Origin of the sequence: Paraburkholderia sp. SIMBA_054 (assembly GCF_046534875.1) — a bacterium.
Taxonomy (GTDB): domain Bacteria; phylum Pseudomonadota; class Gammaproteobacteria; order Burkholderiales; family Burkholderiaceae; genus Paraburkholderia; species Paraburkholderia hospita.
Genome location: NZ_JAWRXV010000059.1, coordinates 1 through 25522 on the forward strand (window position 1 = coordinate 1; position 25522 = coordinate 25522).

Annotated in this window: 25 protein-coding genes; 12 read left to right on the plus strand and 13 right to left on the minus strand. The window is 62.6% G+C overall.

Annotated features, from left to right (window positions below; genetic code table 11):
- Positions 1-266: 266 nt before the first annotated feature.
- Positions 267-1391, minus strand: coding sequence for an AI-2E family transporter (locus SB822_RS43125; protein WP_086915818.1), 1125 nt, complete (start codon positions 1389-1391; stop codon positions 267-269).
- A gap of 260 nt (positions 1392-1651) precedes the next feature.
- On the opposite strand from SB822_RS43125, the gene SB822_RS43130 reads away from it, so the two are divergent.
- The 4 genes from SB822_RS43130 (at position 1652) to SB822_RS43145 (ending at position 5597) form a co-directional block, all read left to right on the plus strand.
- On the plus strand, positions 1652-2866 hold the full coding sequence (locus tag SB822_RS43130; protein ID WP_007588103.1) for a DUF2863 family protein: 1215 nt from the start codon (positions 1652-1654) through the stop codon (positions 2864-2866).
- Positions 2867-3064: 198 nt separating this feature from the next.
- A complete protein-coding gene (locus SB822_RS43135; RefSeq protein WP_007733697.1) occupies positions 3065-3946 on the plus strand; it encodes a DNA-binding response regulator in 882 nt (293 codons plus the stop codon).
- A 92-nt stretch (positions 3947-4038) separates the two neighbouring features.
- Positions 4039-4713 (plus strand): energy-coupling factor ABC transporter permease, encoded by a 675-nt coding sequence (locus tag SB822_RS43140; RefSeq protein ID WP_007733694.1) that lies wholly within the window; start codon positions 4039-4041, stop codon positions 4711-4713.
- Between the two features lie 203 nt (positions 4714-4916).
- Complete coding sequence (locus SB822_RS43145) at positions 4917-5597, plus strand: BspC domain-containing protein (protein ID WP_007733692.1); 681 nt, start codon at positions 4917-4919, stop codon at positions 5595-5597.
- Between the two features lie 124 nt (positions 5598-5721).
- Here the strand turns inward: SB822_RS43145 and SB822_RS43150 are convergent, their stop codons facing one another.
- Both SB822_RS43150 and yaaA read right to left on the minus strand, forming a co-directional pair.
- Positions 5722-6888, minus strand: a complete 1167-nt coding sequence (locus SB822_RS43150) for a M14-type cytosolic carboxypeptidase (protein ID WP_007588107.1) — start codon at positions 6886-6888, stop codon at positions 5722-5724.
- Positions 6889-6917: 29 nt separating this feature from the next.
- Positions 6918-7700, minus strand: a complete 783-nt coding sequence (yaaA, locus tag SB822_RS43155; RefSeq protein ID WP_410857538.1) for a peroxide stress protein YaaA — start codon at positions 7698-7700, stop codon at positions 6918-6920.
- Positions 7701-7758: 58 nt separating this feature from the next.
- Here yaaA and SB822_RS43160 point away from each other — a divergent pair, with 58 nt between their 5' ends.
- Entirely contained in the window at positions 7759-8277 is a 519-nt protein-coding gene (locus tag SB822_RS43160; RefSeq protein WP_007588114.1) for a putative toxin-antitoxin system toxin component, PIN family, read from the plus strand.
- A gap of 140 nt (positions 8278-8417) precedes the next feature.
- A complete protein-coding gene (locus tag SB822_RS43165) occupies positions 8418-9608 on the plus strand; it encodes a pyridoxal phosphate-dependent aminotransferase (RefSeq protein ID WP_007588116.1) in 1191 nt (396 codons plus the stop codon).
- 92 nt (positions 9609-9700) lie between these two features.
- On the opposite strand, the gene SB822_RS43170 is transcribed toward SB822_RS43165, so the two are convergent.
- Complete coding sequence (locus tag SB822_RS43170) at positions 9701-10348, minus strand: glutathione S-transferase family protein (RefSeq protein WP_410857539.1); 648 nt, start codon at positions 10346-10348, stop codon at positions 9701-9703.
- Positions 10349-10475: 127 nt separating this feature from the next.
- Here SB822_RS43170 and SB822_RS43175 point away from each other — a divergent pair, with 127 nt between their 5' ends.
- The 6 genes from SB822_RS43175 to SB822_RS43200 all read left to right on the plus strand — a co-directional run bounded on the left by SB822_RS43175 (position 10476) and on the right by SB822_RS43200 (position 17544).
- Positions 10476-12044 (plus strand): 3-hydroxyacyl-CoA dehydrogenase, encoded by a 1569-nt coding sequence (locus SB822_RS43175; protein ID WP_410857540.1) that lies wholly within the window; start codon positions 10476-10478, stop codon positions 12042-12044.
- Positions 12044-12832, plus strand: coding sequence for an oxepin-CoA hydrolase, alternative type (locus SB822_RS43180; protein WP_410857541.1), 789 nt, complete (start codon positions 12044-12046; stop codon positions 12830-12832). Before SB822_RS43175 ends, SB822_RS43180 begins: the two co-directional genes overlap by 1 nt.
- Positions 12829-13560, plus strand: a complete 732-nt coding sequence (locus tag SB822_RS43185; protein ID WP_410857542.1) for a histidine phosphatase family protein — start codon at positions 12829-12831, stop codon at positions 13558-13560. Before SB822_RS43180 ends, SB822_RS43185 begins: the two co-directional genes overlap by 4 nt.
- 34 nt (positions 13561-13594) lie before the next feature.
- Positions 13595-14683, plus strand: a complete 1089-nt coding sequence (locus SB822_RS43190; protein WP_410857543.1) for a phosphotransferase — start codon at positions 13595-13597, stop codon at positions 14681-14683.
- A gap of 80 nt (positions 14684-14763) precedes the next feature.
- Entirely contained in the window at positions 14764-15981 is a 1218-nt protein-coding gene (locus tag SB822_RS43195; protein WP_007588124.1) for an acyl-CoA dehydrogenase family protein, read from the plus strand.
- Between the two features lie 861 nt (positions 15982-16842).
- The gene (locus tag SB822_RS43200) at positions 16843-17544 is read left to right on the plus strand and encodes a glutathione binding-like protein (RefSeq protein ID WP_410857544.1); all 702 of its coding nucleotides are present in this window, start codon (positions 16843-16845) and stop codon (positions 17542-17544) included.
- A 26-nt stretch (positions 17545-17570) separates the two neighbouring features.
- Here the strand turns inward: SB822_RS43200 and SB822_RS43205 are convergent, their stop codons facing one another.
- The 9 genes from SB822_RS43205 to SB822_RS43245 form a co-directional block, all read right to left on the minus strand.
- Complete coding sequence (locus SB822_RS43205) at positions 17571-18035, minus strand: MaoC family dehydratase (RefSeq protein WP_410857545.1); 465 nt, start codon at positions 18033-18035, stop codon at positions 17571-17573.
- Positions 18032-18490, minus strand: coding sequence for a MaoC family dehydratase (locus SB822_RS43210; RefSeq protein ID WP_079499164.1), 459 nt, complete (start codon positions 18488-18490; stop codon positions 18032-18034). The genes SB822_RS43205 and SB822_RS43210 overlap by 4 nt, the downstream gene beginning before the upstream one ends.
- Before the next feature lie 34 nt (positions 18491-18524).
- Positions 18525-19652: an acyl-CoA dehydrogenase family protein gene (locus SB822_RS43215; RefSeq protein WP_410857546.1), complete on the minus strand. Its 1128-nt coding sequence runs from the start codon at positions 19650-19652 to the stop codon at positions 18525-18527.
- A 10-nt stretch (positions 19653-19662) separates the two neighbouring features.
- Entirely contained in the window at positions 19663-20859 is a 1197-nt protein-coding gene (locus SB822_RS43220) for an acyl-CoA dehydrogenase family protein (protein WP_007743903.1), read from the minus strand.
- A 54-nt stretch (positions 20860-20913) separates the two neighbouring features.
- Positions 20914-21357: a DUF1178 family protein gene (locus SB822_RS43225; RefSeq protein WP_007588129.1), complete on the minus strand. Its 444-nt coding sequence runs from the start codon at positions 21355-21357 to the stop codon at positions 20914-20916.
- A 239-nt stretch (positions 21358-21596) separates the two neighbouring features.
- On the minus strand, positions 21597-22187 hold the full coding sequence (locus tag SB822_RS43230) for an NUDIX domain-containing protein (protein ID WP_410857547.1): 591 nt from the start codon (positions 22185-22187) through the stop codon (positions 21597-21599).
- 41 nt (positions 22188-22228) lie between these two features.
- Entirely contained in the window at positions 22229-22525 is a 297-nt protein-coding gene (locus tag SB822_RS43235) for a DUF2818 family protein (protein ID WP_007588131.1), read from the minus strand.
- On the minus strand, positions 22525-24003 hold the full coding sequence (nuoN, locus tag SB822_RS43240) for an NADH-quinone oxidoreductase subunit NuoN (RefSeq protein WP_007588132.1): 1479 nt from the start codon (positions 24001-24003) through the stop codon (positions 22525-22527). Before nuoN ends, SB822_RS43235 begins: the two co-directional genes overlap by 1 nt.
- A 25-nt stretch (positions 24004-24028) precedes the next feature.
- A complete protein-coding gene (locus tag SB822_RS43245) occupies positions 24029-25522 on the minus strand; it encodes an NADH-quinone oxidoreductase subunit M (protein ID WP_007588133.1) in 1494 nt (497 codons plus the stop codon).

A 25522-nucleotide genomic window follows, 5' to 3' on the forward strand; every position in this document is an offset into this window, starting at 1 on the left:
ATTCGCGGGAAGCGCCTTGCTTTCACCACGTTGCTGCGTCAGCAGCAGAGAAACGAGATTATGAAGAACCTTTTTCGTTTCGTCAACCGGTTTTTTTGGGCATCGCCTGAAAAACCCTGCTGACTTCACGACCGCGCCGTTTCTGCCGCGACCCCGTTGCGTCGCACCCAACTCCGTGCTGCTCAACGAGGACGCGAATCTTAGGCCATCCCGCGCCCCGTGACAAGGGTGTGACGCAAAGTTTTTCTCGAAAGCGGCTAGAACAATCATTCCTCCCGCGCCTTCTCCGCTCGCGCCACAGGATCTGCCGGTTTTCCGCCCGCCTTCGCGGCCAGCTCGCGAGCATCGGGCGAACCGATCGTCCAGTCATGCAGCACCGTATAAGCCACGGCGAGAAGCGTCGGCCCAATAAACACGCCGAGGAAGCCAAACGCGAACGCGCCGCCCAGAATGCCGAGCATCACGAGAATCAGCGGCATGTCGCTGCTCTTGCCGATCAGGATAGGCTTGACGACGTTATCGGACATGCCTACCACTATCACGCCCCACACCACGAGAAAGATCGCCCATCCAGTTTCGCCGCCGTGATACAGCCAGATCGCGGCGGGCAGCCACACCACGACAGGGCCACCGGGAATCACCGAAAGAAAGAACGTAACGAGGCCTAGCAACGCCGGCGTCGGCACGCCCGCAATCCAGCAGCCAAAGCCAGCCAGCACACCCTGCACCAGCGCCGTCCCGAGGATGCCGTACACCACGCCCTTCACCGTGCTGCCCGCCAACGCCAGCAAATAGTCGGCGCGCTCGCCGGCGATGCGCCGCATGCCCGCGTTGAGCCATGCCGCCGCGCCCTCGCCGCCGGTATAAAAGAAGAAAGTGAGAATGATGCTGAGCGCGAGCAATCCCAGCCCATGCGTGACGGCAAGCGCCGCCGCGAGAACCCACTTGCCCGCCGGCGCGGCCAGCACGCGCAGCTGCGCAACCATCTCGGAATTGCTGCTGGTCACGCGCTCCCAGAACGATTCGATGCTCGAACCGACGAGCGGAATCCGCGCGACCCAATCGGGCAGATCCGGCAGGCCTGATTCCGTCAGCCTCTGCACGAAAGCGGTGATGTCCTTGGTATGCGCGCCCAGCGCGAACCCCGCGTACACGAAGGGGCCCAGCACGACGACCAGAATGATGAGCACGATCAGCGTCGCCGCCCACTTGCGCCGCCCGCCGAGGGTCTGCGACAGCTTGCAGTACAAGCCCCACGAGCTGTAGCTGAGAATCGCGCCCCACAGCAGCGCGGTCGTAAACGGCGCCAGCACCAGCAGCGAGCCGCCGACCAGCAGCAGCAACGCGAACACGGCAGCCAGCCGCTCGATCAGTTGGTCCGACTTCACCATGCACCACCCCCGATACGATCCCACACTGATCTGAACGATGGCCGCTCAGACATCGAAACGTCTGCAGAACGAGTATAGGAAAGCTCAGGCGAAAGCCGCGAACGCAACCAGAGACACAGGCGGACAGCCACCACGAGCAAGCCCTTCACAGATTGACAAGCCCACACTGCGGGCAAATCGCTGCCAGCAGTGCGTGTCGATAATATGTCGACGAAGAAACGACTAGAATATATGGTTCTCTGCACACAACCTCCGGATTTATGCGCTCGCGAATCGCCAAACGTCTCCCTCCCGATGCCGACAAGCTGGTCGGTCTGTCGCTCGCGCTCTTCGCGTCGGGCAGCCGCACCGAAGACCGCTTCTGGGAATCCAAGCTCGACGCACTGCTCGCGAAAATAGTCCGCAACGGCAACCAGACGACGCTCGACGCCGCGCTCGACCATCTGCAGCAGAATCATCCGGACGCTTACGGCGCCCTTGCCGACATGGCCGAAACGCATAGCGAGTCGCTGATCGTCGAGCACGATGGCGTCCAGTACGAAGCGTTGCTGATCGCTGCGCCCGTGCTGGCCTGGACGCGCTACGCCATTCCGTCGGGCGCGCTCAAAGGCGACGCGGCCGACGCACTGCGCGCCCATCTGCAGGCACATGTGCTTGCAGCCGACACGCGCGTCGCGATGGCGCCCTTTATGTATAGCATTGACCAGTTGCCGCGTCATCACGTCGAAACCTGGCGGCTCGCGCAGCAACTGGCGCAGGCGGCCGTCGGCGGCGGCAACGCGAAAATCAACTTTGGCGAACTGCCGGAAACGTCGCCCATTCTGGCCGATCCGCGTTTCGTGCTGGCCGTCGTCGCAGCGCCCGTCGGCGCGCCCGTGTTCCGCTGGCAGGAAGAAGAAGGTGGCTCGCGCATCGAGCGCGGCCAATGCCTCGAGCAATGGGCGACACAAGGCGGTGCCAATCTGGCCGTCGTGCTGCCCGGCTGCGAGTTCGAATGCCTGTTGCCGGACGCCTACTACTCGGCCTGCCGCGACGCCGACGAGCGCGTACGCCCGCACACCGTTCGCACCGCGGTGCGCTATCTGTTCGACACGATCGGCGCGACGCCCGACGAACTGCGCGCAGTGGTCGCGGGCTTCGGCGAGCGGCGCATCGACGAATACCGGATCGGCTTCACGCGCCGCGGCAGCAACGATGTGATCTATGGCGTCGTGTGGCCGCTGTACGGCCGCGAGAACGGCGACCCGGGTATCGACGAAGAACCGCAAGAGGCGATGGCGGCCGAAGGTCCGCTCGAAGATATCGTCGCGCTGCTGAAAGAAACGGGCATCACCGATATCCGCCGTCACGCTGGCCGCTTCGAACCGGAATATTGTGACGACTGCGGCGTGCCACTTTATGCGGATCCGCTCGGCGAGATCGTTCACGCCGAAATGCCGGAAGATGCCGAGCCCGCTCAGCCACATTTCCACTGATCACTTCAGAGTTTTCTCTGCATCGAATCAAGCCCCGCCGCGTGCGGGGCTTTTTTCATGGCACTCGTCCTATGCCAACTGGACAGGCCGCCACGCGACTGGGAATTTGTCATCATCGACACGATGGTGCATCGCTGCGCGACGACGAAATCGTTGCGTGCATCGCGCCGCCACGACCGATCGATCAGGAGGCAATGCATGCGATTTTCAGTTTTCAACTCGGACGCCGAACGCAGGGAAGGACTCAAGACACTCTTACGGCAAATCGACCGGCAGGCACGGTTCGGCGAAGCACAGGACTGGCCGCAGGTCGAGCGCACGCTGCGCCGCCTGCAACCGGACCTGCTGCTGATCGACTGGGAGGACTGGATGTCGCCTCTCGACGCCCGCACGTTGCTCGCCAACCATCCCGGCCTGCCCGTCGCCGTGCTGGTCGACGACATCTCACCCGCCCATGTGCGCGCGTTCGTCGAGAAAGGCGTGCTCGGCGTGATTCCACGTTCCACTGATCCGCGCGTGATCGTGCGGGCGCTGGAAATGGTTTTGCTGGGCGTCCACTACATCCCTGCAGGCGCCCTTTCGTTCGATGCACCCGCGCCATCCAGCAAGCTGGTGCGTCCGCTGAACGACGCGCGCCCGCTCGAGCTGGTCGCGCCGCCAAAGCGGCCACGTCTGGGCGGCGGCCTTTCGCCGCGGCAAGAACAGATCATGCGCTGCGTGCACATGGGCAGTACGAATAAAATGATTGCTCGCGCGTTAGGCATCAGCGAGGGCACCGTGAAAATCCATCTGGCGACGATCTTCCAGCAACTGGGCGCACCGAACCGCGCCGCCGCCGTCGCGATCTACAACGGCTGGCTCACCGCGCAACTCGAAGTGCTGCGCAGCGGACACAATCGCATCCAGCGGCCCGCGCGCGTGACGTCCAACGTCGCGCCACTGCGCCAGCGCAAGCCGCGAACTTTCCGCTATCCGTTGCCTGCCAACGACACTGCCGGCGCACTGCCGATGGCCGCCGAAGCGACGACGCCCTACGACACACGGCGCAAGCGCCCGGAACGCGACGACGGCGCGATGTAAAAGTCGAAAGGAATCCACCGTGAATAGACATAAATCATCGCTGGCATGGAATCCGCTCACACGTTTCGCTATTCAACGAGTAATATGAAGACATGGGTTTCCTCTACACACCGCTTCCGTTGTGGGTCGCTGTCGGTGGCTGGATCGCCGCTGTGGCTTTGCTCGCGCTCGCACTCTGGAAGAACCCGTTCAAGCGCTTGCAGGAACCCGTGCTCCAGCATGTGTGGCTCGCCATCATCGTCGCCGTATCGGTGCTGTGGGCGACCAACGCATGGCTCGAAGATGGCACGGTGATTCACCTGCTCGGTGCAACGCTCGTCGTCACGCTATTCGACTGGGGGCTTGCGCTCATTGCGATGGCCATCGTGACAGGGCTTGCCGCCGTCGTCTTCGACGCGCCGTGGCAAGGCATCGCACTCACCTTCCTCGTGTTCGGCGCAGTGCCCGTCGGCGTGTCGACGCTCCTGCAACGCGCATGCGTCGCGTGGCTGCCGCGCAATCTCTTCATGTTCATCTTCGGCCAGGGCTTCGTGTCGCCCGCCATCGCGGTTACGGTGGCATCGGCCGTTGCGTTGGCAACGCATATCGCGCTCGCCGACGGTTCGATGTCCGTGATCCCGGCCGGCTATGCGTTTAGCGTGTTCCTGCTTGCGTCGGGTGAATCGTGGTTCACGGGTATGTCGACGGCATTGATCGCTGTCTATCGTCCCGCATGGGTCACGACTTATGATGTGCGCCGCTATCGCCTCGGTGGCCCGCGCACCTGATCTGATCCCGCAATTGCACTGCAACGGCATCGAGATGAATGCGCCTGTCCGGCGCGTTCGCTCGTGCATGCAGCATCCGCCTATCTATCGCTCGTTGAGCCTCCTCACCACGACACGACAAAATATTTGTGCCAGGATTGAACTCCTTCCTGCAGACGGGCATCTTATGTGCCTGACGTCTTCACAGCATTGATCATAGATAGATGGATCGCACCAACGCACCGCGCCGATTGCCGCGGTTGGTCGGCCGGTTGGCGGTGTGGATTGCGAGCGCGTCGCTCGCATGCTCGCTGCCTGCCTTCGCCGATCAACTCGGGCAGCACAACGACCTCGTCAGCAAATTCATCAACGATATGCACGCCGATCCGCTCGTCGCGGATTGCGCCGCGCATGGCGACTTCGTCGCGAGCACATCGACGGCTTTCGATCACGTCGAGTTTCCGCCCAGCTCTTTCGATAGCGCGCATGCAGCCGTCACGCCGTGGAACGATTCGTTCGACGAAGGCAAGCAGAAGGTCAAGGTCGACAGTGTCGTGACCGTCGAAGGCCTGGGCGTTCCGCAAGGCGGCGGCGACCCGGCGCAGCTCAAGTTCCGCTGCGGCTATGTCGGCGCGCAGATGCTCGCGTTCAGCTGGAATGACCCCGTGCCGCCATTGCGCTCGCGAAGTACGGCGTCGTCGGGCTCGACCACGGCTAAGGGCAAGCACGCCGTTAGCGGCAAGGGTTCGAAGAAGAACTCGGGCAAGTCGAAAGGCACGACGAACAAGTCGGGGAACAAGAAGTCGGGCAAATCGTCAGGCAAGGCCGTGACGGCCAAGAGCAGCGCCGCGAAGACGAACGCTAAAACGGGTGCGAAAAAGTCGACCACGAAGAAGACACATTGACGTCGCGCCTGCGCCTGATCTGAACATCGGATCAGGCGCACCACGCGAGCAACAAAAAGCGAGGCCACGCATCACGCGTGGCCTCGCTTTTTTACATACCTTTGCTATTCATCGATACAGCGCGTCAGGCAAACGTCTCCATATGCCAGAGAATCGCCTGCAGCATCGACGCGCCGAGCGACGCGCTGCGCTCGCCGTTCCAGCCCACCCGTTCGTCGGGCAGATTGGCGTTGTCCTTGAACGGCATCTCCAGCGTCAGCGACAGGCAACCGAACTCGTTGCCGATGTACTTCGACGCGAGCTTGAGCGCATCCTGCCGATACTTGCTCGCTTCATAACCGTACTTGTCCTGGAAATCGGGACTCGCGCGCTTGAAGTTCTCGATGAACGCCGTCTGCTCCTGGCGTTGGCGTTCGGTGAAACTCGGCAGCATCTCCGAGCCCGCGACGAACACATACGGCAGCGCTTCGTCACCGTGAATGTCGAAGAACAGATCACAGCCCGTCGCATGAATCGCGTCACGCACGAGCAGCACTTCGGGGCTGCGCGCGGCGTCCGGTTCCATCCATTCGCGATTCAGGTTCGCGCCGGCCGCATTCGTGCGCAGATTGCCGTGCACGCTGCCGTCCGGGTTCATGTTCGGCACGATGTAGAAGTCGGCGTAATCGAAGAGCTTGCGCGCGACGGGATCGCCCGACCAGTCGCCCCAACCCGCGAGTCGCTTCACGAGACCTTCGACGAACCACTCGGCCATCGTCTCGCCTGGATGCTGGCGCGCGATGATCCAGATGATCTTCTTCGGCTTCAGCGTGCCGTCTTCGAGCAAGGTCGGCGCGCCGAGCGTGAGCAGCGACATCGGCCGGCCTTCGACCGTCTTGCCCAGTTCCGTCAGCGCCGCATGCGGCATCTGTTGAACTGCGCCGAGAAATTCCGAGTGGCGCTCTTCGCTATACGGCTCGAAGTAGGCGTAATAGATGCGGTCGAAATCGGGCGTGTGATCGATGGTGAGCACGCGGCCGTCGTACGAGGTCGGCACGCGAAACCAGTTCACGCGGTCATAGCTCGCGCACGCCTGATAGTTGCGCCAGCCGTCGGCGAAGGCGCAGTCGGCGGCGTTCTCGAACGTCATCACGCAGCGCTCGCCGCGCGCGCCCGACAGGCGGAAATAGAACCACTGCGCAAAGTCGGCGTGGCTGTCCGGACGCACGCGCAAGCGGATGTTGTCGGCCTGCGCACAGGACAGGACTTCGATCGCGCCTGCGTCGAAATTGCTCGTAATGGATAGCGTCATGTTGGTATTCCTGCTGGTTCGGCGCGGCGTCAGTCCGCGATGCGCCGGCGAAAGACGTAGGTGGAATCGTTCGAAGCATCGGTGTCGAATGCGTAGCCTTCAGCGTCGAAATCCTTGAGTTGCTCCGGCGTTTCGAAGCGATTCTCCACCAGATAGCGCGCCATCAGACCGCGCGCGCGTTTCGCGTGAAAACTGATGATCTTGTAGCGCCCGCCCTTCCAGTCCTCGAACACGGGCGTGATGACGGGCGCGGCGAGCTTCTTCGGCTTGACCGACTTGAAATATTCCGTCGACGCGCAGTTGATCAGCACGCGCGAGCCGTCCTGCTTCTTTTCCAGTTGGCGGTTGAGCGCCTGCGTGATGCGCTCGCCCCAGAACGCGTACAGATCCTTGCCGCGCCGGTTCTCGAAGCGCGTGCCCATCTCGAGCCGATACGGTTGCAACAGATCGAGCGGACGCAGCAGGCCGTAGAGGCCCGACAGTACGCGCACGTGCTGCTGCGCATAGTCGAGATCGGATGCGGACAGCGACTTCGCGTCGAAGCCTTCGTACACGTCGCCGTTGAACGCAAGCACGGCTTGCTTCGCATTGGACGTGTCGAATTTCGGCGACCAGTCGGCGTAACGCTGGAAATTCAGATGCGCGAGCTGATCGGAAATGTCCATTAGCGACGCGATGTCTTGCGGCGACAAGCGGCGCAGATCGCCGATCAGTTCGGCGGCGTCATCGACGAAATCGGGGATCGTGTGCTTCTTGACGTGCGGCGGGGTGTCGTAGTCGAGCGATTTGGCCGGCGACAGAACGATTATCATAGAGGCTTTCAGGCACGCCGTGCCTGGCGGTCAAAGAACGAAAGCCAGATTGTAACGAATGCCCGAAACCCCTGCCTTGCCTGAACAGAACGCGCCTGCCGCAAGAAACGCGGCGGCGCCCGCCGTCGTGCTCGATTCGAACGTGTGGATCGATATTCTCGTGTTCGACGATCCGCACACGCGCCCCATTCTCGCCGCGCTAGAAAACGGTGCGCTGCGCGCGCTGATCGACGCGCGCTGCCTCGCCGAACTGACATACGTGCTCGACTATCCGCAGTTCGTCAAGCGCGCCGTCGACAAAACCGCCGCGCTCGCGACGCTCGCGCGGCTATCGACACTGGTCGAGCCGCCCGCGCCCGCCGAAAACGTGCCCGCGCTGCCCAAATGCAAGGACCGCGACGATCAGAAGTTTCTCGAACTCGCCTATGCGATGCAGGCGGACTGGCTCGTCTCGAAAGATCGCGCTGTGCTGAAGCTCGCGAAACGGATCGCGCGCGATTTCGGTTTTCGGATCGCGCAGCCCGCGCCGTTCGTCGCCGAATGTGCGCTGACGGCCGAAGCGCCCGTCGAGGCCTGACGCGCGCCCGCGCAGTCCGCAGACGGGACGCGACGCGCTACCGGGCGGCATAGCTAACCGCCGCGCGGATTTTCCCTACAATCGAGCTTCACGCCTGACCACAACGGCATCAACGACCACGACCGCATCCGGACCGCGACATGAACGCACCGCACGATCTGACGACCACGCCTATGACCACCATGCCCCCATCGTTCCCGTCCCGTCTGCCGAACGTCGGCACGACGATCTTCACCGTGATGAGCGCGCTCGCTGCAGAAAAGAACGCGGTCAATCTCGGCCAGGGTTTTCCGGATTTCGATTGCGATCCGCGTATCGTCGATGCCGTGGCCAACGCGATGCGCGAAGGCCACAACCAGTACCCGCCGATGGCAGGCGTCGCGCCGCTGCGCCAGGCGATCTCCGAGAAGATCTCAAGCCTGTACGGACGCCGCTACGACGCCACGACCGAAATCACGGTGACGGCAGGCGCCACGCAGGCGCTTCTGACGGCGATCCTGTGCGCGGTCCATCCGGGCGATGAAGTGATCGTCGTCGAGCCGACGTACGACAGCTATTTGCCGTCGATCGAACTGGCGGGCGGCAAGCCCGTGTTCGTCACGCTCGAAGCGCCCGACTACGCAATCCCGTTCGACAAGCTCGCCGCTGCGATCACGCCGAAAACGCGCATGATCCTGATCAACACGCCGCACAACCCGACGGGCACCGTCTGGCGCGCGGACGACATGAAGAAGCTAGAGGAGATCGTGCGCGGCACGAATGTGCTGATCCTGTCCGACGAGGTGTACGAGCACATGGTCTACGACGGCGCGCCGCACGAAAGCGTGGCGCGCTACCCGGAACTCGCGCAGCGCAGCTTCGTCGTATCGAGCTTCGGCAAGACGTATCACGTGACGGGCTGGAAGGTCGGCTACGTGGCCGCGCCCGCCGCGCTGATGGCGGAATTCCGCAAGGTCCACCAGTTCAACATATTCACCGTCAACACGCCGATGCAGCTCGGCCTCGCACACTACATGCAGGACCCGGCGCCGTATCTGAACCTGCCCGCCTTCTATCAGAAGAAGCGCGACTTCTTCCGCGCCGGTCTCGCGCAATCGCGCTTCAAGCTGTTGCCGTGTACGGGCACGTATTTCCAGTGCGTCGACTATTCGGCCATCAGCGACATGCCCGAAGCCGAATTCGCGCAATGGTTAACGAGCGAAATCGGCGTGGCCGCCATTCCCGTGTCGGCGTTCTATCACGAGTCGCATGAATCGGGCGTGGTGCGCTTCTGCTTCGCGAAGAAAGAAGACACACTCGCCACCGCGCTCGAACGGCTGGCGCGTCTCTGAGATGGCGCGCGATGCTGCGAACGAACCCAGGTTCTTCGTCATCGCGCGCGCGGCAACGCGGCGCCGATCCGGCACACGGACAAGCCACGCCCTCACTTCTTCTTTTGCGCCTCCATGTAGGCCTTGCGGTCGTCCGTCACGCGCTGCGCGGCCGGGCGTGCATTGATCGCCTTCACGTACGGCTTCCAGTCGATGCCGACATCGAGCAGAAAATCGCGCCCGTAAACCGCCTGCGTCGCCATGCCGACGAGCGGCAGGCTCACGAAGCCCGCCACGTCCGCGATGCTGAACTGCTCGCCACGCAGATACGGCATGAACTTCGCAAGCCGCCTGAAGCCGCGGATGTGATGGATCAGCAGTTTCTCGGTGCGCTCTTTCGTGGCATCGGTGATCGTGCCGCCGAAGAACGCCTGCTTGTACAGATTGCGCGCCGTCAGTTCGAGATGAACGTCGACGAACGTGATCAGCTCGCGCTCCTTCGCCGCTTCCCACGGATCACGCGAGAACATTGCCTTCTCGGGAAAAGCCGCGGCCAGATATTCGATGATCGCCTGCGACTCGCACAGGCTGCCATGCTCCGTGACGATGTACGGCACCTTGCCGAGCGGCGAGTGTTCGAGCATCGCCTCGTCCTGGCTGAACGGAACGCACACTTCCTCGAACGGAATGCCGAATTCGAGCAGCGCAAACTTCACTTTGTTGTAATAGTTGGACAGCGCAAAACCGTGCAGCTTGATCATCCGGTGTCTCCCTGCGGATGGTTGTCGAAAGTCGCTTGCGATTCGTCACGGCTCACGCGCATGCACGCACACACGACGAATTGAAACGAACGTACTATTTTAGAATAATCATGGAGTGAGTCACATCATGTCACCGAACACCTCTCGCCAGACCAGCATCGAGACCGTCGGCATCGTCGGCACGGGCGCGATGGGACGCGGCATTGCGCAGATCGCCGCGCTCGCGGGCCTCAAGGTCAGGCTTTACGACACGAATGCCGATGCTATCGGCGCAGCGCGCGATTACCTGTCCGACACCTTCTCGAAGCTGGTCGCCAAAGGCAAGCTCGACAACTCGCGCTCGCTCGCCGCGCTCGCGAACGTGACGGGCGCGACTGCGATCGACGAACTCAAGGACTGCGACCTCGTCGTCGAAGCGATTGTCGAAAAGCTCGACGTGAAGCGCGCGCTTTTCAAGGAACTCGAAGGCATCGTCAGCGAGCGCTGCATTCTCGCGTCGAATACGTCGTCGCTGTCGATCACGGCGATTGCGGCCGCGTGCGCCGATCCATCGCGCGTAGTCGGCTATCACTTCTTCAACCCGGTGCCGCTGATGAAAGTCGTCGAAGTGATCGACGGCCTGCGCAGCGATCCAGCCGCCGGCGACGCGCTGATGGATCTCGCGCGCCGCGTGGGCCACACGCCCGTGCGCGCGAAGGATATGCCCGGCTTCGTCGTCAATCACGCGGGACGCGGCATGAATACGGAAGGTTTGCGCGTCGCGGACGAAGGCGTCGCGAGCTTCGTCGAGGTCGACCGCATCATGCGCGAGCAGGCGGGCTTCCGCCTCGGGCCGTTCGAACTGCTCGATCTGACCGCGCTCGATGTGTCGCATCCCGTCATGGAATCGATCTATCACCAGTTCTATGAGGAGCCGCGCTTCACGCCGTCGCCGATCACGGGCACACGCCTCGCGGGCGGGCTGATCGGACGCAAGGCGGGCGAAGGCTTCTATGTGTATGTCGACGGCAAGCAGCAGGCGCCTGCGGAAGCACCCGCGCCGACCGAACTGCCGAAGCGCGTCTGGATCAGCGCGCGCGTGCCTGCTGCGCGCGACGCCGTGCTCGCGTTGATCGCGAAGACCGGCGTCGCCGTGGACGAAGGCGCGACGCCGGCCGCCGATTCGCTGATCGTCGTGACGCCGCTCGGCTTCGACGCGACGACGGCCGCTGTCGATGAAAACCTCGACGCGACCCGCGTCATCGCCATCGATACGCTGTTCCCGCTCCTCGACGCAAAACGCCGCACGCTGATGACCACGCCCGCGACCACACGCGCCGCGCGCGATTCCGCGCACGCCCTCTTCGCGCACGACGGCGTGCCCGTCACGGTGATCCGCGATTCCACCGGATTCGTCGCGCAACGGGTGGTGGCGACGATCGTCAACATTGGTTGCGATATCGCGCAGCGTCAGATTGCGTCGCCGCAGGACATCGATCTCGCCGTGACGCTCGGCCTCGGCTATCCGCGCGGGCCACTCGCACTCGGCGATGCGCTCGGCGCGCAAACCATCCTGACGATTCTGCGCAACATGTTCAGTGTGCTCAGCGATCCACGCTACCGTCCGTCGCCGTGGCTCGCGCGCCGCGCGCAACTCGGCATGTCGCTCACGCAAGCCGACGCCGCCGATCACGACAACGCAAAGGAGCAAGCGTAATGGCCGCCGAACTGCTCGCCTCCCGCCCAGCCGAAAGCGAATCGACGCTCGTGCTGACCCTGTCAAACCCGGGCGCGCGCAACGCGATGCACCCCGACATGTACGCCGCCGGCATCGAAGCGATCGACACGGCCGAGCGCGATGCGTCGATCGGCGCGGTCGTTATCACGGGCGCGGACAACTTCTTCTGCGCGGGCGGCAACCTGAACCGTCTGCTCGAAAATCGCGCGAAAGATCCGTCCGTGCAGGCGCAAAGCATCGACCTGCTCGGCGAATGGATCGCCGCGTTGCAGGCGTCGTCGAAACCGGTGATCGCGGCCGTCGAAGGCGCGGCAGCAGGCGCAGGCTTTTCGCTTGCGCTCGCGTGCGACCTGATCGTCGCCGCCGACGACGCGAAGTTCGTGATGTCATACGCGCGCGTCGGCCTCACGCCGGATGGCGGTGGCTCATGGTTCCTCGCGCGCGCGTTGCCGCGTCAGGCCGCGACGGAAGTGCTGATCGAAGGCAAGCCGATAGGCGCGCAGCGTCTGTATGACCTCGGCGTCGTCAACCGGCTCGTGAAAGCGGGCGCCGCGCGCGATACGGCGATCGCGTGGGCCGACGATCTCGGCAAGGTGTCGCCGAACGCGAAGGCACGCATCAAAGGCCTGATCGCGGCAGCGGGCGCGCAGTCGCTGCCCGAGCATCTCGTTGCCGAGCGCGACAGCTTCGTCGCGTCGCTGCATCATCGCGAAGGGCTCGAAGGCATCACTGCGTTCCTCGAAAAGCGTGCGCCCAACTACAAATGAGCACACCGACCGGGTCACGCTATCAGTTGCCGAAGCGCCGCCGCATCTATCTGATGCGGCACGGCGACGTCACGTACTTCGATGCGTCGGGCAGCACGATCGACCCGGAGCGCGTGCCGCTCAACGAAAACGGCCGCGCGCAGGCCGATGCCGCGGGCCGCGCGTTCGCCGAACAGAACGTGCGCTTTGATCGCGTGATCGCCAGCGGTTTGCCGCGCACAGTCGAGACGGCACAGCGCGTGCTCGCGCAAATGGGCAACCAGACTGCGATCGACGTCGAGCCCGCTTGGGAAGAAATACGCGGCGGAAAACCAGGCTCGATTCCCGCCTTCGATCTCGAAGCGGCATTCATCGGCGCGTTCGACGGCATCGTTGCCGAGGACGTGCAGTTTCTCGGCGGCGAGACGATTGGCGAACTGTTCGACCGCGTGCTGCCGGCGCTAGCCGCGCTGCGCGCTGACGCATCGTGGGACGTCGCGCTGCTCGTGCTGCATGGCGGCGTCAATCGCGCGATCCTGTCGCATGCGATCACGGCAGGCGGCCGCACGTTCTTCGGCCATCTCGCGCAGGCGACGGGCTGCGTCAATGCGCTCGACGTCGGCGCCGCGTCGCGCGACTGGGTGGTGAGGATGATCAATCATTCGCCACCGTCGCCGCTGCATCGTGACGTGCGCAACACATCGATGGAAATGCTTTACGCGCAATTTATTCAAAGCAGGCGCAGCTAGCAGATCGATCATTCGATCATCCAACGGAGGAGACATGCCGCAAGACGCGACACCTACTGACTACTCCGCTTTTGAAGGCACGCGGCCCGTCAGCGAACGGCAGCACATCGACATCGACGCCCTCTCCGCGTGGCTCGCGCAACATGTCGAAGGCTTCGCTGGGCCTCTGACGCTCGAACAGTTCGCGGGCGGCCAGTCGAATCCGACCTTCAAGCTGATTACGCCGACGCGTGCTTATGTGATGCGCGCGAAGCCCGGCCCGTCCGCGAAACTGCTGCCGTCCGCGCATGCGATCGAGCGTGAGTATCGCGTGATGCATGCGCTGCGCGACACCGACGTCCCCGTCGCGAAGATGCTCGCGCTGTGCGAGGACGAAAGCGTGATCGGCCGCGCGTTCTACGTGATGGAGTTCGTTCAGGGCCGCGTGCTGTGGGACCCGTCGCTGCCCGGCATGACGCCTGCGCAACGCGGCGCGATCTATGACGAGATGAATCGCGTGATCGCCGCGTTGCATGGCGTCGATGTCGACAAGGTTGGACTTGCGGATTATGGCAAGCCCGGCAACTACTTCGCGCGGCAGATCGGCCGATGGAGCAAGCAGTATCAGGCGTCGGAAACCGAACCGATCGACGCGATGCATCGCCTGATCGAATGGCTGCCGAAGCATATGCCCGCCGAGACGGGCGAGCGCGCGTCCGTCGTGCACGGCGATTACCGGGTCGACAATCTGATCTTTCATCCGCACGAACCGCGCGTGCTGGCCGTGCTCGATTGGGAACTGTCGACGCTAGGCGATCCCCTCGCCGACTTCGCGTATCACTGCATGGCGTGGCATGTCGATCCCGCGCAGTTTCGCGGCATCGCCGGACTCGACTGGGCCGAGCTCGGCATTCCCGACGAGGCACGGTACGTGCAACGCTATTGCGAGCGCACTGGCCTGACGATTTCCGACGACTGGAACTTCTACCTCGCGTACAACATGTTCCGCATCGCGGCGATCTTGCAGGGAATCATGAAGCGCGTGGTCGACGGCACGGCAGCGAGCGAACAGGCCGCTGACGCAGGACGGCGCGCCAGACCGATGGCCGAACTCGCGTGGCGCTACGCGCAGAAGGTGCGCTGAGTAAAGTGCGCTAACTGAGCTGCCGGCGCTGCCACGTACTCAATCTGTAGACCGGATTCAACGACATCCACGAGGGCAAGATGAATTTCGACTACACCCCGAAGGTTCAGGCATTGCGCGACAAGCTGCTCGCATTCTTCGACGAGCACATCTATCCGAACGAACAGGCCTATGCCGCCGAAGTCGCGCGCAACCGCCAGGCGGGCAACGCGTGGGTGCCGACGGAACTGATCGAGGCGCTGAAGCAGCAGGCGCGCGATGCCGGCTTATGGAACCTGTTTCTGCCCGATTCCGAGCGCGGCGCGGGTCTGACGAACCTCGAATACGCGCCGCTGTGCGAGATCATGGGCCGTGTGCCGTGGTCGCCCGAGGTGTTCAACTGCAATGCGCCCGACACCGGCAACATGGAGACGATCGAGCGCTACGGCAATGAAGAAAACCGGCGCGAATGGCTGGAGCCGCTGCTGCAAGGCCAGATCCGTTCGGCGTTTCTGATGACCGAGCCGGAGGTGGCGTCATCGGATGCGACCAATATTCAGACGAGCATCGTGCGCGACGGCGACGCGTATGTGATCAATGGGCACAAGTGGTGGTCGTCGGGTGCGGGCGATCCGCGCTGCAAGCTCTTCATCGTGATGGGCAAGACGGACCCGGATGCGCCGCGTCACGCGCAGCAATCGATGATTCTCGTGCCCGCCGACGCGACGGGGATCACGGTGCATCGTCCGTTGAGCGTGTTCGGTTATGACGATGCGCCGCACGGGCATATGGAGATTACGCTGGATAACGTGCGCGTGCCTGCCGTGAATATGTTGCTTGGCGAAGGGCGCGGGTTTGAGATTGCGCAGGGGCGGCTCGGGCCGGGGCGCATTCATCATTGCATGCGGTTGATTGGGCTTGCTGAGCGGGCTCTTGAGTTGATGTGCAGGCGCACGCTGCAGCGTGTGGCGTTTGGCAAGCCGATTGCGGCGCAGACTGTTACGCAGGAGCGGATTGCCGAGGCGCGGTGTCTGATCGAGCAGGCCCGGTTGCTGACGTTGAAGACGGCTTACATGATGGATACCGTCGGGAATAAGGGCGCGCGAGGTGAGATCGCGATGATCAAGGTTGTTGCGCCCAACATGGCGTGTCAGGTGATTGACTGGGCCATTCAGGCGCATGGCGCGGCTGGGATGTGTGATGATTTTCCTCTGGCTTATGCCTATACCACCGCGCGGTGGTTGCGGTTTGCTGATGGGCCCGATGAGGTGCATCGGAATGCTATTGCCAAGATTGAGCTTGGGAAGTACTCGGAGTGATGCGCTGGCAGCGCGGCAGCGGGGTTTGGGGATCTGTGGTGTAATTTTTTTTGTGTCTGCGACGCTGGGTGGTTTGCTTCTGTTTGCGCTGGCATCCGCGTTGCGGTTGTTGCTGCGCGTGCGGTTTGGTTTGCTGGTGTTTGCTTTGGCATCCGCGTTTTGTCTTTGGTGCGCATGCGTTGCCCCTGTGCGGGGCGGCACCTACTTTTCTTTGCCGCCGCAAAGAAAAGTAGGCAAAAGAAAGCGGCTAACACCGCTAATTCTTGTATTTGCCTGAGGGCCCCCAAATGGTCCCACGCTTCACTCGGCAACGTTTCATTTCATGCCCGTTGCTAACGCTTTGAATAAGCGGCTCACCCGCTTCAAACACCCGCACAACGGCTAGCGGCAGCGAATGGTAGGTGCCGCCCAGGTGGCAAACTGTGTGTAGGTTGTCGCGTCGTATAGCTTGGCGCTCTTACAGGGTGGAACGCGTGCGCTATCGGTCCGAAGTGAGACGTGTGTGGCGCTACGGCCTACACACAGTTTGCCACCTGGGCGGCCGTGGAATATCTGGCACGGCGTGCTGTGACACGGGCGCGTGAAGTGGGTGAGGCGTCAATTCAGAGCGTTGGCAACGAACATGAGTCACGTGGATGCCGTGTGAAGTGCGGGACCGGTTGGGGGCCCTCAGGCAAGAAGAAATGTTGGCGGTGTTAGCCGCTTTCTTTTGCCTACTTTTCTTTGCGGCGGCAAAGAAAAGTAGGTGCCGCCCCGCACAGGGGCGACGCTTGAAGCACGAAGGCAAAACGCGGATGCCAGCGCAAAGCACAAGCAAACCACACCAGCGTCGCAGACAAAACAAACCACCAGGAGCAATCAATGATCGACATCTACAGCTGGGCAACGCCCAACGGCCACAAGATCCACATCATGCTCGAGGAGACAGGCCTCGAATACCAAGCCCACCCGATCAACATCGGCGCAGGCGATCAATTCACGCAAGAATTTCTAGCCATCAGCCCGAACAACAAAATCCCTGCCATCGTCGACAGCGACGGCCCAAAGCGCCCGGACGGCAAGCCATTCTCCTTATTCGAGTCCGGGGCAATCCTGATCTACCTGGCAGAAAAAACCGGCAGATTTTTGCCGACAGACCCAGCGGCCCGCTACGAAACCCTGCAATGGCTAATGTTCCAGATGGGCAGCATCGGCCCGATGCTCGGTCAGACACACCACTTCCGCGTCTACGCGCCGCAACCGATCGAATACGCGATCAACCGCTACACCAACGAAACAAAGCGCCTGTACGGCGTGATGGACACCAAGCTCGGCAAGACGCGCTATCTGGCAGGCGACGACTACACCATCGCCGATATCGCCACGTTCCCCTGGACGCGTTCATGGCAAAACCAGGGCCTGCAAATCGACGAGTTTCCGAACGTGAAGCGCTGGCATGAAGAGATCGCCGCGCGTCCCGCCGTGCAACGCGGCGTCGAAGTGCTCGCCTCGGCGCGCGTGCCGCTGATGGACGAAAAAGCGAAGGAAATACTGTTCGGCGCGACGCAATACGCCAAGCACTGAGCATCGCGAGGCGCCGACGCGCGCAACTAGAAATAGTGTCGCGTGATGAACTCTGCGATGCACACGGGACGCTCGCTGCCCTGCCGTTCGAGCGTCACGTTCCACGCGATCTGCACGCCGCCCTCTTCGACATCCGTCACGCTCGCGACGACGAAGCTCGCGCGCAATTGCGACCCGACAGGCACCGGCGCCGTGAAACGCACGCGGTTGAGCCCGTAGTTGACACCCATGCGCTGCTCAAAACGAAACGTATCGACGAGCAACGCGGGGATCAGCGACAGCGTCAGAAAACCATGCGCAATCGGACCACCGAACGGCGACTCGCGCTTCGCGCGCTCCGGATCGACATGAATCCATTGATGATCGCCCGTCGCCACAGCAAAGCGATCGACGCTCGCCTGATCGACCTCAACCCACGCGCTCATGCGCGGCGGCTGGCCGACGAGCGCGCGCACGTCGTCGGCCGAAGCGAGCGTCAGGTCGGGCGTCATTCCGCCGCTCCGGGATTGCGCAGCCCGAAGATCGCCTTCGAGCGTACGGTAATCACCAGTTCGCCGTTCTGATTGAAACCCTGCCACTCCGTCGAAACGATGCCGCGATCCGGCTTGCTCGCCGACACGCGCTTGTCGAGCACGCTGTTCATCATCCGGATCGTGTCGCCGACGCGCACCGGCTTGAGCCAACGCAAATCGTCGATGCCAGGCGAGCCCATCGATGTCGAGCCCGCCAGCACGTTGCGCACCAGCATGCCCATCATCACCGAGCACGTATGCCAGCCGCTCGCGATCAGCGTGCCGTACGGCGATGCGGCAGCGCCCGTATCGCTGACGTGAAACGGCTGCGGATCGAACTGCTCCGCAAACCGGACGATCTCGTCGCGCGTGAACGTGTGCGAGCCGACTTCATACGACTTGCCGACTTCCATGTCCTCGTAGCTCAAACCCATCTTTCACCTCGTTTGCATGTGTTGGCGGCGGCGCTCATGCGTCGGCCGTTGCGAAGCCCGGCAGCGCGGCAAAGCGCGCCAGATGATGATCGACATCGCCGAGCGTGGTTTCGATGATAGCGAGACGCTTGAACAGATGCGCGGCCGCCACCTCGTTGGTCACACCCATGCCGCCGTGCAGTTGCACTGCCTGCTGTCCGACGAAGCGTGCGGCTTGCCCCATGCGCACTTTTGCCGCCGATACCGCGCGGCGACGCTCGTCGACATCGTCGCTGCCGTAGCGCACGGCGGCGAGATACGTCGCCGAGCGCGCCTGCTCGGTGTGGATCAGCATCTCGACCATCCGGTGCTGCAGCGCCTGAAAGCGCGCAATCGGCACACCGAACTGCTGGCGCGTCTTCGTGTATTCGACGGTTGCGTGATTCAGCGCGTCGAGCGCGCCGATCGCCTCCGCGCACAGCAACACCACGCCGTAATCCGCGATGTGCTCCAGCGCAGCGGCGCCCGCGTGCCTGCCGTTCAGCTTGCGCGCCGGTGTTGCATCGAATGCGAGCGTCGCGGCGCGCTGGCCGTCGATCGTCCGATAGTCGGTGATCTGTGTGTTCGCCGCGTGGCGCGCGACGACGAACAGCGCAATCTCGCCGTCGAGCCGCGCGGGCACGATCCAGTAATCAGCCTGCGCGCCATGCTGCACAACCGATTTCGTGCCGCTCAACGCGTACCCGTCGCCTTGGCGAGTCGCCGTCGTTTCGATCGAAAAAAGATCGTAGCGCGCGTCGGGTTCATGGAAAGCGACGGCGAGCTTGCTCTCGCCTTGCGCCGCGCGTTCGAGCAACGCGGCATCGTCGCCGTCGCCCGTGCCGGAAAGCTTCAGCGCCTCGATACCGACAGTCGTCGACCAGTACGGCTCGACGACGATCGCGCGCCCCAGTTCCTGCATCACAACCAGCATATCGACCGTGCCGCCATCGAAGCCGCCTTGCGCTTCGGGCACGGGCAACGCGGTCAGGCCCAGCTCGGCGAACGCGGACCAATGCGTGTCCGATACGCCTGCTTCCGTTCGAACGATCGCCTGTCGCGCCTCGAAACCATATTGCTTGTCGAGATAACGGCGCAGCGCGTCCGCGAATTGCTGTTGTTCGTCGGTGAAATTGAAGTTCATGCGCCGCTCCTCACAGTCCGAGAATCATCTGCGCGATGATGTTCTTTTGAATTTCGTTCGAGCCGCCGTAGATCGACGTCTTGCGATAGTTGAAGTAGTACGCGGCGAGCGGCGCGGCGTCGTCGTCACCCGCGATGCTGTGCGCGCGTTCACCTTCAAGGAACGGCACATCGAACGGCGCGGCAAGCGGCCCGACGGCTTCAAACATCAACTCCGTCAAACTCTGCTGCACTTCCGTGCCCTTGATCTTCAGCATCGACGCCTCTGGCCCCGGCCCGCGTCCGCCCGCTTCATTCGCGACTACGCGCTGCACAGTCACCTCAAGCGCCATCAATTCGATTTCGAGGCTCGCGACTTTCGCGGCGAACAGCGGATCGAGCAGCAAGGGCTTGCCGTTCTTCTTCTGATTCAGCGCTATGCGCTTCAGGAACGCGAGTTCGCGTTTCGACTGCCCAACGCGGGCGATGCCCGTACGCTCGTGACCGAGCAGATACTTCGCGTAAGTCCAGCCGCGGTTCTCGTCGCCAACAAGGTTTTCGACAGGGACTTTCACGTCTTCGAAAAACACTTCGTTGACTTCGTGATCTTCGTCGAGCGTGATGATGGGGCGCACGGTGATGCCCGGCGTCTTCATGTCGATCAGCAGGAACGAAATGCCCTCCTGCTTTTTCGCGCCGCTGTCAGTACGCACGAGACAGAACATCATGTCGGCGTGCTGGCCGAGCGTCGTCCAGGTCTTCTGGCCGTTGACGACGTAGTGATCGCCGACCCGCTCGGCGCGCGTGCGCACCGATGCCAGATCGGAGCCAGAGCCCGGCTCCGAGTAGCCCTGGCACCACCAGTCGGTGCCGTCGAGAACGCGCGGCAAGTAGTGCCGCTTTTGCGCTTCGCTGCCGTACTTCATCAGCACGGGCGCGACCATCGATACACCAAACGGCAGCACCATCGGCGCGCCGAGCTGGGCACACTCCTCGTCCCAGATATGACGCTGCGTTGCGTTCCAGTTCGGGCCGCCATACTCCGCAGGCCACGCAGGCGCCGACCAGCCGCGCTGGCCGAGCAGCTTGTGCCAGCTCGCGAAGTCATCGCGATTCAGACGCTTATGATTGAGGACTTTGTCGCGCAGCTCGTCAGGCAGATTCGCTTCGAGCCAGGCGCGGATGTCGGCGCGGAATGCGTCGTCAGCGGGGGAATAATTCAGGTCCATGCGCAGTGTCTCCTGGCCGCGGCCTTGCGCCGCCAGGAGCACTGCAAGCAATGGTTATTGCAGCGGCTCTTTCAGTGCGGCGGGTACAGGCAGCGGCATCACATCGATGCCTTCTTCGACGAGGGCTCGCGCATCCTCAGGCGTCGTGACGCCCCGGATGCTGCGAGCAGGCGCTTCGTTGTAGTGAATGCGCCGTGCTTCCTCGGCAAAGCGGTCGCCCACGTTCTCGGTCTTTTCCAGCACCTCGCGCAGCGCGCGCATCACGTGCGCCTGCAGCTCGCCAGCGTCCGCCGCCGCTTTTTCCTTCGATGCGTTCGACGCGCGCGTCGCACCCGACAGATTCAGGCGCGGCGCCGACGGCAAACGGCTCACTTCCGTCGCACCGCAAATCGGACATTCGACCAGCTTGCGGGACAACTGCGATTCGAAGTCATCGGCGGAAGCGAACCAGCCTTCGAACCGATGATCGTGGGGACACTGTAGATCGAGGACCTTCATGTGGAATCAGGGCTTGCGTACGAGTTTAGCGCAAAATGGAAATTTGTGAACGGTCGTTCGTTAAATGATTTTGCTTTTTTTACCGCCTGGCCGGCACGGTGACGAACGAGAATCAGCCATTCTAGCGCGTTGGCGCGGGACGCGCCGACGCTCGAACGGCTGCGTGCGACGCGACCGACGGAAATGCAAAACGGCAGCCCAAGGCTGCCGTTTTTGTTGGATGCGGAGTCCCGCGAGCGTCAGTCCGCTTCGGGCGCATTCTCCGGCCACGCGCCCGACAGCAGCTTCTCCAGCCAGAACGTGCCGATGATCGTCTTCACGTCGCTCAACTGCCCCGTGCGCACCCACTCGGACACATCCGACACCTTCGCGATGAACGTCTCCAGGAACTCGCCGTCGTCAAGCTTGCGCTCGCCCGCCGTCAAACCGCGCGCGACGTAGATATCGATGAACTCCGTCGAGTACGAAATGATCGGATGAACGCGCGTCAGATAGATGTATTCGCGCGCCGTGTAGCCGGTTTCTTCGAGCAGCTCGCGCTTTGCGCAGGTCAGCGGATCTTCGTTCGGATCGAGCTTGCCGGCCGGATACTCGTACATCACCTTGCCCATCGCGTACCGGTACTGGCTTTCCATCAGCACGCGGCCGTCGTCGAACAGCGGGATCACCATCACGGCGCCGGGATGTTGCACGTATTCGCGCGTCGCCTGCTTGCCGTCGGGCAAGCGCACGGTGTCGAATTTGACCGTCATGAACGGCCCTTGATAGGCGATTTCGCTCTTGAGACAGGTTTCTTTAAGCGCGGTGTCGTGATCGGGGAGTTCTGCCATGTGCGACCTCTTTGCGGCAAGAAGCGCGACGGCCGGAACCGTCAGCGCCGTTTGACGAGATATTGAAACGTGAAGCCCGGGAAGGCGAGCACGATGAACAGGCTGAACGTGATCGCGTAGAACTGCCAGCCTTGATCGAAGCGGTTGCCGGCGCGCGCTTCGAGCATGAAGCCGAGCGCGCCGACGATGAAATACAGCACGATCAGTTCGCCGAGCCTGAGCCACGCGCTTTTCTTCGTGGCCTTCAGCGGCATGACACCGAACAGCCGCTGATTCAGGAACGGCAGGTTGGCGCCGACGAGCGCCAACAGCACGATGAACCACCCCGCCGCCGACATTACAGCGGCAGAGTATGCGTAATCGCGTTCAGGCAGAGCGACATCAGCGGGCCCGGAACGATACCGAGCACCAGCACGGCCACGCCGTTGAGCGCGAGCAGCGCGCGCTTGCAGGTATCGCCTGCGATCGGTGTCGTGTCGACGGCGTCGTCGAAGTACATCAGCTTCACGATGCGCAGGTAGTAGAACGCGCCGAACAACGACGTGATCACCGCGAGCACCGCGAGCCACGTGAGGCCTGCGTTCATCGTCGCTTCGAGCACGGCGAGCTTCGCGTAGAAGCCGACCGTCGGCGGGATGCCGGCGAGCGAGAACATCAGCACCATCATCACGAATGCGAACACCGGGCTGCGCTGGTTGAGACCCTTGAAGTCGTCGAGCGTTTCGGCTTCGAAGTCGCGGCGCGCGAGCAGCATGACCACACCGAACGAGCCGAGCGTCGTCAACAGATAGACGATGCTGTAGAACATCGCCGAGCCGTACGCGCTCGCCGCTGCGCCCGTCTTGCCGTCCACGACGCCCGCCAGCAGGCCGAGCAGCACGAAGCCCATGTTCGAGATCGCCGAGTACGCGAGCATCCGCTTGATGTTGCGCTGGACGATACCCGTGATGTTGCCGACGATCATCGACAGCGCGGCCAGAATAACCAGCATTTCCTGCCAGTCGACGGCGAGCGGTAGCAGGCCCATCACCAGGAAGCGCAGGCCCCATGCGAACGCGGCAACCTTCGGACCGCCGCCGACGAGCATCGTCATCGCCGTCGGCGCGCCTTGATAGACGTCCGGCACCCACATGTGGAACGGCACGGCGCCCATCTTGAACGCGATACCCGCCACGATGAAGATCACGCCGAACAGCAGCACGACATCATTGATGTGGCCGGAAGCCACGGCCTTCAGCACTTCGTTCAGTTCGAGCGAACCCGTCGCGCCGTAGAGCATCGAGATGCCGTACAGCAGGAAGCCCGAAGCCAGCGCGCCCAGCACGTAGTACTTCATCGCGGCTTCGTTCGACGGCGCATGTTCGCGGCGCAGCGCGATCACGGCGTACAGCGACAGCGACATCAGTTCCAGACCGAGGTACAGCGTCAGGAAGTTGTTGCCGGAGATCATCACCAGCTGGCCGAGCAGCGAGAACATGCCGAGCAGGAAGAAGTTGCCCTCGTACAGGCCGCGATCTTCCAGATACTTGCGCGAGTAGACGATCGACACCGCGTAGCCCAGCGACACCACCGCCTTCATCACGTTGGCGAACGGGTCCACCACGTACATGCGCGAGAAGTAGTATTGCGGCCCGGCGCCCGGCGTGAAGGCATCGATGGCGAACCAGATGCCGGCCACGACCGTGGAAATCAGCGCGATGAAATACGTCGTGCGGCGGCTGTTCGGGCCAACGAACGTGTCGATAAGCCACGCAACGACGATAGCGGTCATCACTAGCGCGTCGGGTAACAGGGCGGTCATAGGTGCGTTTTGCATGATCTTTAAATTCCTCCGCTTCGCATTACTGCGACAGCGGCAGCTTCGACTGCGCAACGTGGGACAGAAGGTTCTCCACCGACACGTGCATTACTTCGGTAAAGGGCTTCGGATAGATGCCCATGTACAGCGTCAACGCGGCGAGCACGCCCAGCATGAAGAACTCGCGGCGATTGATGTCGACGAGGTTCTTCACGTGATCGTTCACCACCGCGCCGAAGTACACGCGCTTGTACATCCACAACGTATAGGCCGCGCCGAGAATCAGCGTGACGGCCGCACCGAACGCGATCCAGAAGTTGTACTGGACAGCGGCCAGAATCACCATGAACTCGCCGACGAAGCCGGAGGTGCCCGGCAGGCCGCAGTTCGCCATCGAGAACAGCATCACGAGCGCCGCGAACTTCGGCATCGTGTTGACGACGCCGCCGTAGTCGGCGATCTGACGCGAGTGCATGCGGTCATACAGCACGCCGATGCAAAGGAACATCGCGCCCGACACGAAGCCGTGCGAGATCATCTGCACGATCGCGCCTTCCGTACCGAGCTGGTTGAAGATGAAGAAGCCGAGCGTGACGAAGCCCATGTGCGCGATCGACGAGTACGCAACCAGCTTCTTCATGTCGGCCTGCACCATCGCGACGAGACCGATGTACACGACGGCGATCAGCGACAGCGTGATGACGACGGGCGCGAGCAAGTGGCTCGCATCCGGCGCGATGGGCAGCGAGAAGCGCAGGAAACCGTATGCGCCGAGCTTCAGCATGATCGCGGCCAGCACGACCGAGCCGCCCGTCGGCGCTTCCACGTGCGCGTCCGGCAACCACGTGTGGACAGGCCACATCGGCACCTTGACAGCGAACGCGAGGAAGAACGCGATGAACAGCAGCACCTGCGGCGTCATCGACAGCTTCGCGGCGTGCCACGTAGCCAGGTCGAACGTGCCCGTCGCCGTGTACAGATACAGCAAGCCGACCAGCATCAGCAGCGAGCCCATCAGCGTGTACAGGAAGAACTTGAACGCCGCGTACACACGGTTCGCCCCGCCCCACACGCCGATGATGATGTACATCGGAATCAGCGTCGCTTCGAAGAACACATAGAACAGCATGCCGTCGGCCGACGAGAACACGCCGACCATGATGCCCGACAGGATCAGGAACGCTGCCAGATACTGCGCGACGTTCTTCGTGATCACTTCCCATGCTGCGATCACGACGATCACCGTGATCAGCGCCGTCAACACGACGAACCACATCGCAATACCGTCGATGCCGAGGTGGTACGTGATGTTGAAGCGCTCGATCCAGTTAGCCTTTTCTTCGAACTGCAATGCTGCCGTACTCGTGTCGAAATCCGTCATCAACGGAATCGTCACGATGAAACTCAACACCGACCCGATCAGCGCAATCCATCGCGCCGGACCGGGATTGCGATCTGAACCGATGGCTAGAACCACCAGGCCGAAAATAATCGGCATCCAGATCGCGATACTCAGAATCGGAAACGTCGTGTGCAT